9 protein-coding genes are annotated in these 8,631 nt (G+C 60.8%); 1 reads left to right on the plus strand and 8 read right to left on the minus strand.

What is annotated here, in order from left to right; all coding sequences use genetic code 11:
* Positions 1-83 precede the first annotated feature (83 nt).
* From thiO to HU811_RS21855, 7 genes are read right to left on the minus strand one after another with little or no spacing between them, the layout of a single operon-like run.
* Positions 84-1,184 carry a glycine oxidase ThiO gene (thiO, locus tag HU811_RS21825; RefSeq protein ID WP_186658050.1) on the minus strand — a complete coding sequence of 367 codons (1,101 nt, stop codon included), beginning with the start codon at positions 1,182-1,184 and terminating at the stop codon, positions 84-86.
* 54 nt (positions 1,185-1,238) lie between these two features.
* Positions 1,239-1,640: a type IV pilin protein gene (locus HU811_RS21830; protein ID WP_092403395.1), complete on the minus strand. Its 402-nt coding sequence runs from the start codon at positions 1,638-1,640 to the stop codon at positions 1,239-1,241.
* Between the two features lie 10 nt (positions 1,641-1,650).
* On the minus strand, positions 1,651-4,752 hold the full coding sequence (locus HU811_RS21835) for a pilus assembly protein (protein ID WP_186658052.1): 3,102 nt from the start codon (positions 4,750-4,752) through the stop codon (positions 1,651-1,653).
* Entirely contained in the window at positions 4,739-5,218 is a 480-nt protein-coding gene (locus HU811_RS21840) for a pilus assembly PilX family protein (RefSeq protein WP_092459938.1), read from the minus strand. Before HU811_RS21840 ends, HU811_RS21835 begins: the two co-directional genes overlap by 14 nt.
* A gap of 9 nt (positions 5,219-5,227) precedes the next feature.
* Positions 5,228-5,941 (minus strand): PilW family protein, encoded by a 714-nt coding sequence (locus HU811_RS21845; protein ID WP_186658053.1) that lies wholly within the window; start codon positions 5,939-5,941, stop codon positions 5,228-5,230.
* Entirely contained in the window at positions 5,938-6,399 is a 462-nt protein-coding gene (gene pilV / locus HU811_RS21850; protein ID WP_092403403.1) for a type IV pilus modification protein PilV, read from the minus strand. Before pilV ends, HU811_RS21845 begins: the two co-directional genes overlap by 4 nt.
* Entirely contained in the window at positions 6,396-6,869 is a 474-nt protein-coding gene (locus HU811_RS21855; RefSeq protein ID WP_186658054.1) for a GspH/FimT family pseudopilin, read from the minus strand. Before HU811_RS21855 ends, pilV begins: the two co-directional genes overlap by 4 nt.
* A 219-nt stretch (positions 6,870-7,088) precedes the next feature.
* On the opposite strand from HU811_RS21855, the gene HU811_RS21860 reads away from it, so the two are divergent.
* Complete coding sequence (locus HU811_RS21860; protein WP_186658055.1) at positions 7,089-7,604, plus strand: GspH/FimT family pseudopilin; 516 nt, start codon at positions 7,089-7,091, stop codon at positions 7,602-7,604.
* On the opposite strand, the gene ispH is transcribed toward HU811_RS21860, so the two are convergent.
* On the minus strand, positions 7,581-8,528 hold the full coding sequence (gene ispH, locus HU811_RS21865; protein ID WP_092403407.1) for a 4-hydroxy-3-methylbut-2-enyl diphosphate reductase: 948 nt from the start codon (positions 8,526-8,528) through the stop codon (positions 7,581-7,583). The genes HU811_RS21860 and ispH overlap by 24 nt on opposite strands.
* Positions 8,529-8,631: the final 103 nt, after the last annotated feature.

Raw genomic sequence — 8,631 nt, forward strand, 5'->3', positions numbered from 1 at the left:
GTGACCCGCTGTAAGAGCGGAACCCTAAGCGGCCGTTACCACAGCAACGGATATGTACTCAGTCAAACAAACAGCCCCGAACCTTACAACCGCCCCGCCGGCGCATACGGCACAGGATCAATCACCGGCTCACGCCCCAACATCAGGTCAACAAACAACCGACACGACGCCGGAGCCAACACCAGCCCATTGCGATAATGCCCACAATTCAACCACAACCCCGAAAACCCCGGCACTTCACCAATATAGGGAATGCCCTCCGGCGATCCAGGCCGCAACCCGGCCCAATGCCCGACCACCTCGGCGTCGGCCAGCGCCGGAATCAACTGCTGCGCCGAAGCCTTCAGGCTATCGAGCGCTACATCGGTCGGGGTCTTGTCGAAACCCTCACGCTCCAGCGTACTGCCCACCAGAATATGCCCGTCGCGACGAGGAATCGCATAACGGCCCTTGGCCAGGACCATGCTCGATAGAAAATCCGACGCACACTTGTACAAAATCATCTGGCCTTTGACCGGCTCAACCGGCAATTTCAGCCCCAGCGTCTTGAGCAGTTCACCGCTCCACGCGCCCGCCGCCAAGACCACCTGTTCGCCACGAATCTGTCCTGCCGAGCTTTCCACCCCCACCACACGCCCACCGTCGCGGATGAACCCGCTGACCTCGCAGTGTTCATGCAAGGTGACATTGGGCAGCGCCAGCAAGGCAGCCTTGAGGGATTTCACCAACCGGGGGTTACGCACGTTAGCCACGTCGGCCATGTAGATCGCCCGGGAAAAACCCGCGCCCAGCACCGGCACTGCATCATGCACCGCAGAGATATCCACAGCCTCCAACGGGCGCCCTTCTCGCTCAGCCCAGGCCAAGGCTTCGACCTGATCGTCCAGGTCCAGCCAATACAGGCCAGTGACATGTACTTGCGGATCAATCCCGGTGGCCGCGCACAAACGCTGCCCCAGCTGTGGATAAAAGTCCTGCGACCAGTGGGCCAGTGCGGTGACCGCCGGGCTGTAGCGCCAGGGGTATAGCGGCGAAACAATACCGCCGCCGGCCCAGGACGATTCCTGGCCGACATTGGAGCGGTCCAGCAGCACCACATGCTGCCCTTCGGACGCGAGATTGAACGCAGTCAGTAGGCCGATGACTCCGCCGCCGACAATCACCACTTGCTGTTGCCTGGTCATGTTCTATTTCAACTCACAAGACAAAGGGCGCAGGACAGCACCCGAAAAATAAACTCAGCGACCCCAGCAATCCTTGGCGGTCAGCCCGGCAGTGGCGTTGATGATGCTTCGTGCGCCTGTGTTGTTGATTGTGAAATCACCGCACTTGTCGCTTGCCATGGACGAGCCGCTGTTGCGCACCGCGGTCAGGGTGAAACTCTGGTCCAAAAGCGTCTGGGTAATGGTGTAGAAATCATTCCCGCTGCTCAGCCCGGTCGCGTTGGTGTAGACGCCGGTCTTGGAATAATGACGCTCAAGGATCTGCGCCTGCTCTGATAACAGCCCGGCAACTTCAGCGCGCCGCCCCTTTTTCATGTATTCGGTCAGGCTCGGATAGCCGACGGTGATCACGATACCGATGATGGCGATCACGATCATGATTTCGATCAAGGTGAAACCCCGGTTGGATCTGCGCATACCTTATCTCTCACTGTATTTGCCGCCACATGATGCGGCGACTGCCGCCGACGGATTTTCCCAGCAGGTCGGTGATACCGCCACCGGAGTCGTTCACGATCATGTTGGTGGCCCCGTTGGCACTGACGACAGCGCTCAAGGTCGGGATCCCCCCCGTGAAAATCACCCCGCTGGAGACCGTGTCGAGGCTGTTGAGCATGCCGTCACCGTTGGTGTCGAGCACCGCGTAATTGAGCATCTTACCGTTGAACGCATCTACCTGGATCAGTTTGCCGGTACCGAAGCTGGCGCAGGGGTCGGTGGTGTCCACGGCGGCCGTGGTGAAGACTATTCGCCCGAGCACCAGACTGGCCGGGTTGATCACCCGCTCCCCAGTCAATGCGTTGTTGTACACCAAGGGTAAATACCAACCTTTTCTCGCAGGATACGTCACGTCGGCCTGGCTGGTCGTCACGAATTGCCCGGTGCTGCCTGAGAACACCCCCGTGATCGACTGGGCTTGCAGGTTCGAAACAGTGATTTGTCCGGTACCGCCGACGGCGTCCCAGATTGAATAGAACCCCTGCAGATCCTTATTGAGCTTATCCACCGCTTCGTTGAATTTGCCCGTGCCGAAAAAAACCTGGGTCCCGCCCTGGGGGTTGTCCGCCAGCAGCGGCTGGACGGTGATTGGCTGGGTTGCACCACCGGGCGCGGTGAACAATGGCTGCCCGGCAAATGCAACGCCCCAGGTGGTGGGGGAAGTGCCACTGAGGTCGAACTTCCACATCCGCCCTTTCAAGTCACCACCGTACGCGGCCTGCACCACGTTCTGGGAGTTGACCCGAAGTTTGACCGAAGACAGACCGTTACCCGTCTCGCTGTTATTGACCGTGATTTTCCTGATCAGCGAGCCATCACGGATATCCACCACGTACAGCGCCGCCACGCCGGTGTTGCTGCCATAGCCATTGGCGATGAACGCGGCCCAACGACCATCGGCCAGACGCGCTACTTCGGGACGCGCATAGGCGTAGCCCAGGTCATTGAAGACGTTGGCCGTATTGGCGACGGTCGGCGCGCTGATTTCCCACAACGCCCGAAGCGTATTGCCTGCCGCCGCATCGAACAATTGCACCGCATAGAACGCTTTGCCCCCGGCTCCGGTCCCGCCCAGGGCCACTGTCTTCCAGGCACTGCCCAATTGCGCATCGAACACGCCGATCTGCCCATCCACCAGGAATTTGTGGCTCACGCCATTGATGTAATTGGTGTCGGCGATGTCCCGCAGCGAGGGCAGGACGCTCGACGGCATGTAGGCGTAACGCCGGGTGCCGTTGGTGCTGTTGATGACGCTGAAGAAACCGTCGTTGGCATTCACCACAAGATTGGCGTTCATGTTCGCCGCCTTGGTTGCCAGGTAAGTGCTGTAGCTGGTGTCGTTCAGCAGGTCCGAGGCGGTCTGGTCATTGGGCGATGCCAGCACCAGCGGCGAGTTGATGATGTCGCCCAGCAACACGCTGCGCACCTTCAGGCCGGTTTTATTGACGCCTTTGCTCCATTCCACCAGATCGGTGCCGGTGATCCCCGTGGGCAGACCCTGGCTGAGGCTGGTTTGCTGGGCCGGTGAAAAGTTGCCGTAGGCCAGGGTTACCGGCGTGTTGGTCGCGGTGTTCCAGGACTGATAGGTCGGTGCCGTGGCACCCGGCACGATGCTGGTGTTGGTGGTCCACTGCACGGCCGCCGTATCGACCGTCCCCGCCGAAGTAAAACCGAATGCCCGGATGGTGCCTCGCCAGTCCTTGGGGTCATAGGTGGTCTGGTAGTAACTGGAGGTGGTGGACAACGTTGCACCGTTGGTGGTGCCGCCGCCCCCCGATCCAGCCTTGGAGGTGATGTCGCTCAAGGCCAATGACAAGGCTGAGTTCAGGCCTTCGCTGTCGGACGCTGGATAATATTTACCCGCGCCGTAGCGAGCGGCGTCGGACAGCATCGTATTGGTGACCGCAAAACCCACGGTGTAGGTATTGAGGTACTGCCGGGGGAAATCCGTGGCGTTCCAGCTCTGGCCGGTGGCATCGGTGCCGGTGGAGCGCATGTCGATGTCGAAAGCGAACTTGGCGATGTCGTCCAGGTAAAGCGTATCGCCCTCAGCGTCACCGTTGCGGTCAGCACCATCGTTGGTACTGATGCCATCCCAGTTAGGTAGACGGGATCCGCCTAGCGGATCGTTGGTGGGAAAAGTACGGTCGTAAGTGGGCAAGCCGTCGGTGATCACCACACCGAAATTCTTCTGGCACCGGTACTGGATCGGGCTGGTGTAGGTACTGGGGGTACTGTTGTGGTACGGCGCCATGCCCCTGAAATAACGGGTGACCTCGTAATAGCTCTCGGCCAATGGCGTATTGGCGACCGCGCCCAGGCCGTTGATGGCGTTGATCAGGGCACTGTAGTTGGCGTTGGCCTGGGTCTGGGTCACGCTGCCGCTGACGGGTGACAGATCGCTGACGACACGGGCAATGTAGCCCCCCGGGCCGGAGTTGCTGAAGTTGGGCGGGTTGAAGGTGGCAAGACCAATGCGCAGGGCACGGTTGTTGGCGACCAGGTCGTTGGAGACATCCCGTGCCACGTTGATTCGATAGTCCCTGGGGATTGAGCCGTTGGTGTAGTCCCGGTTCGAGCCATTGGCCAGGGTTACCAGATACGCCAGGTACTTGGCCGTGTACCGGGTGTTCTCGTCACCCACCGGGTCAGGCAGCCGCAGGCAGACCCGACCAACGTTGCTGCGGTAAAAACCGTACCAGCCATTTGAACAGCCGCCACGGAACAGGCCCACCAACAAAATATTGGCGTCGTCCATATCCAGCTCGAAGATGCTGTTGCAGTTACTGTTGGAGGCGCATGCATAGGTGCGCAACTGAGTGGCAGAGGGATCAAACCCCGACGCCCAAATGATGTTGTTCATACTCCCCGAGTCATCGATCAGCAGCATCACATTGGGGGTGACTGCGGCGGCACTCAGCAAGGGGGAATCCGAAGGTGTGAAAGCATAGGCCGGTGCAGCCAGATACAGGCTCAGCAGCACGCCCCAGAACGCCTGCCTCCAATCGCGACGCACCTTAATATTTCGCATAGATGCTCTCCACGACGCTGCGCTGGTTATTGCCTACCACTGCCACCGCCGTGATCCGGTACAGCGTTGCCGATGTATTGATCGGCACGTTGACCGCCGTGAGCGTGGTGCCCAGGTTCTGCACGCCGTAAAACCCGCCAGGGACGGCGATCCAGGTCACCCCCGACGATGAATTACGCCCGGCCGCCGTGAGGGTTGCCGATTCAGCCGGGGGCGCACACTGGGTCGCAGTGGTGCACACCGGCAGGGAGTAGGCCTCGGCCTGTACCGCGCTTTCACCAACCCGCAGCGCTGCCTCGGCCACCTGGAAGGACTGGTTGCGCAGCATGACGCTACTGGTCATTTTTTCCTGAAGGGTAGCGCTCTGCATCGATGAAAGGCCGATCAGCGTCAGGAGCAGCAGGAAAACCAGGCTGACCAGCAATGCCATACCGCGCTGGTGATGCTTGATGGGCGTCGAATTCATCAGTCGCCCTCACAAAAGCCGGTTGCGCAAAGCGGCAACCACGTTGAAGGTCTGCTCACGCACGTTGTTCTTCGGGTCAAAGAGCGTGAGGGTCAGGCGCACGCTGCGGATCAGGGCCGGATCGGTCGGGTTGCGGCTGTAGCTCGATGCCGCGATGTCTGTCGCGCTGCTGGCCACACCAAATGTCACATCGAATGCCCGGACGTTATCCACCAGTACCGCCTGGGTCGGGTTGCCAGCCCCGGTGCCCATCAATAACTGGTTATTGCTGAAGTTGTAGATCAACCGCCGTATCGGAAACGCCATTTGCCCGGCCGCCGGTAGCCGCGCCCCGGTATAGGCGGTTGCCGTGTTGCGACAGTCCGAGATCACGGTCCAAGTCGGCACGCCACCGCTGTTGCCGACATCCGTCGTCACCAGCGTCAGCTTCAGATTGGCGTTGTCCCAGCTGATCGGCGTGACCTTGCTGGCATTGAAGTCCCCCGCCGAGGACGCGTCGAGAACGCTCTCCAGACAACCGAACATGCCCACCATGCGAAGCTCCTGGACCATCTTGCTCAGGGCGAACCGCGCATCCTCCTGCATCACCGCCGCTGCGCTCTGACTGACGTAGGTATTCTTGGCGGCGATGAAAATCTGCACCACACCCAGCACGACAATCAGACTGAGCACCAAAGCGATCATCAGCTCAATCAGGCCGAATCCCCGGCAATGCCTGTTCATGGCGTCGCCCCTGGTGGGTCGACGGCGACGCGACTGGTCAGCACGAAACTGCGTCGCGCCTCGGCGGCGTTGGTCGTGTTGGCGGCCCGGGCGTCGTCCCAAGAGATGGTAATGGTGTAGACCCGCTGGTGCAGGGCAACAGTGCCGGTGGCCGTGGCGCCGCCGAAGCTGACGATGTTGGTCTTGAAATCGTAGAGATCCTGGTCCCGGGCTACGTTGAGATTGGGTGAACTGGGCGGCGTGACCGTGTAATCGGCGCCGGAGTTGGCGCGAATGCGGTCCAGCATGTCGTAGGCGATGAAGCTGGCCTGACTGGTCATGCGCGAGCTGTCGGTATATTTGAGCGCATTGAGCTGAACCATCGCCGCTCCCAGCAAGCCCACGCCAAGAATCAGCACCGCCACCAGCACTTCGATCAGTGTCATGCCCTCCTGTGCCTGTTTACTGCAACCCTTCATCCGCAACTTCCACCCAATACGATTCGTCCATTGAGGCAAACACTCAGCGTCCTGCTCTGCGCCCCCCTTACATAATTGAAAGTCACCGGCGTGGCCGGTGCCGACAACCCGCCGAGGTTGTTGAAATCAATGTTGGTCACCTCTGAGGTTAGCGTCAGAGTCGCGCCGCTGCTCATCGCCGGAACAACCCGCAATACATTGGGCTCAGCGCCAGTACTGTCATACACCGTCAGCTCGCTGCTCCATACGCTGCCCTGGGCCGTGGGGCGAATCCGTGTGGTGACACCACGGTCGATCGCTGTCATCCGGGCGAAGTTCAGTGCCCGGCGCAGATCGCCAATATCGGTATCGGCCTTGGTGCCCTGCACCGAGCCGGTAAGGGCCGGTACCGCCAGGGTGATCAGGAGCAGCAGCACGCCAAGGGCTACCAGCACCTCAATCAGCGTGAAACCTTTTGTACGAAGATCCATCGATGCCCTCCGTCGCCGTCGGCTATACCTGCTTCTACACGCTAGAACAAACCACTGCGTGTGGCGAGGGAGCTTGCTCCCGCTCGGGCGCGTAGCGGCGTTTATTTTGGGGCTGCTGCGCAGCCCAGCGGGAGCAAGCTCCCTCGCCACAACATGCTCCTGCCACACTGAGTTTCTTGCACTATCGCACCGCTTCACATTCTCCAGGGAGGAGATGTCATGCACCAACAGGGCTTCAGCCTGATCGAGCTGCTCATGGGACTGGCGATTGCGGCAATTGTTCTGTCGTGGGCCGGCGCTGGCTACAAAGAGCTGATCGAATCCATCGAACGCGAGGACACCGCGCAGTTACTGATCAGCGGGTTGCGCAGCGCGCGCAGCGAAGCCATCGCGCGCAACCGGACGGTCGTGCTCAGGGGGATAGACAACGATTGGGGCCGGGGCTGGCGAATGACCCTGGACGACAAGGAGAAGACCGTGCTGATGGAGCGCAGGGCAAGCGCTCGGGTGGTCGGCAACCAGCCGGTGAGAAGCAGGGTGAGGTTCAGCAACCGGGGGGAAGCCTTGCACCCCGGCGGCGCATTCCAGGCAGGCACGCTGCATGTCTGCGCCAAACGCGGGCCGGTCAGCCACCATCAGGTGATATTGGCGCCCTCCGGCCGCGTCCACCTGGAAAGCGTCGAAGCCGAGCAGGCGCTGTGCGAAAAGGACTTAAAGCAAAGAGCGCACGCGTAGTTCCTTGGGCATGGAGAAAGTGACGTTCTCCTCGCGACCGGACAATTCATCGGCACCGGTTGCACCCCAGGCCTGCAATTGCTGGATCACGCCGCGCACCAACACTTCCGGCGCAGAAGCACCGGCGGTAATGCCGATACGCTCGACGCCATCGAACCAGCTGCGCTGCATGTCTTCGGCACCGTCGATCAGGTACGCTGGAGTGGACATGCGCTCGGCCAGCTCGCGCAGGCGATTGGAGTTGGAGCTGTTCGGGCTACCGACTACCAGCACGACATCACATTCGTCAGCCAGTTGCTTGACCGCATCCTGACGATTCTGGGTGGCGTAGCAGATGTCATCCTTGCGTGGCCCACCGATGGCCGGGAAGCGCGCACGCAGGGCGTCGATCACTCGACTGGTATCGTCCATGGACAGGGTGGTCTGGGTGACAAACGCCAGCTTTTGCGGGTTACGCACCTGCAGCGCGGCGACGTCTTCTTCATCCTCGACCAGATAGATCGCGCCACCGTTGCTGGCGTCGTATTGGCCCATGGTGCCTTCGACTTCCGGATGGCCCTCGTGGCCGATCAGGATGCACTCACGACCGTCACGGCTGTAACGGGCCACTTCGATATGGACCTTGGTCACCAGGGGGCAGGTCGCGTCGAATACCTTCAGGCCACGGCCGGCAGCTTCGGTACGCACTGCCTGGGACACCCCGTGGGCACTGAAGATCACGATGACGTCGTCCGGCACCTGGTCCAGTTCCTCGACGAAGATCGCCCCGCGGCTACGCAGGTCTTCGACGACAAATTTGTTGTGGACCACTTCATGGCGCACATAGATGGGCGGCCCGAAGACTTCCAGAGCGCGGTTGACGATTTCGATCGCCCGGTCCACGCCGGCGCAGAAGCCACGGGGGTTGGCGAGTTTGATTTGCATGCTGTGCCTCGTGTCTGTGGGAGCGAGCCTGCTCGCGATGCGGTGGATCAGTCAACTCGACGGTGGCTGTGGCTCAGCTATCGCGAGCAGGCTCGCTCCCACA

The organism is Pseudomonas tehranensis, from assembly GCF_014268615.1.
In the GTDB taxonomy this organism is placed as follows: domain Bacteria; phylum Pseudomonadota; class Gammaproteobacteria; order Pseudomonadales; family Pseudomonadaceae; genus Aquipseudomonas; species Aquipseudomonas tehranensis.

What these genes read in the sequence shown, in the direction of transcription:
- ispH (WP_092403407.1), bottom strand. Translation starts at nt 8,528, where the DNA reads ATGCAAATCAAACTCGCCAACCCCCGTGGCTTCTGCGCCGGCGTGGAC.
- HU811_RS21835 (WP_186658052.1), bottom strand. Translation starts at nt 4,752, where the DNA reads ATGCGAAATATTAAGGTGCGTCGCGATTGGAGGCAGGCGTTCTGGGGC.
- thiO (WP_186658050.1), bottom strand. Translation starts at nt 1,184, where the DNA reads ATGACCAGGCAACAGCAAGTGGTGATTGTCGGCGGCGGAGTCATCGGC.
- pilV (WP_092403403.1), bottom strand. Translation starts at nt 6,399, where the DNA reads ATGAAGGGTTGCAGTAAACAGGCACAGGAGGGCATGACACTGATCGAA.
- HU811_RS21855 (WP_186658054.1), bottom strand. Translation starts at nt 6,869, where the DNA reads ATGGATCTTCGTACAAAAGGTTTCACGCTGATTGAGGTGCTGGTAGCC.
- HU811_RS21830 (WP_092403395.1), bottom strand. Translation starts at nt 1,640, where the DNA reads ATGCGCAGATCCAACCGGGGTTTCACCTTGATCGAAATCATGATCGTG.
- HU811_RS21840 (WP_092459938.1), bottom strand. Translation starts at nt 5,218, where the DNA reads ATGAATTCGACGCCCATCAAGCATCACCAGCGCGGTATGGCATTGCTG.
- HU811_RS21845 (WP_186658053.1), bottom strand. Translation starts at nt 5,941, where the DNA reads ATGAACAGGCATTGCCGGGGATTCGGCCTGATTGAGCTGATGATCGCT.
- HU811_RS21860 (WP_186658055.1), top strand. Translation starts at nt 7,089, where the DNA reads ATGCACCAACAGGGCTTCAGCCTGATCGAGCTGCTCATGGGACTGGCG.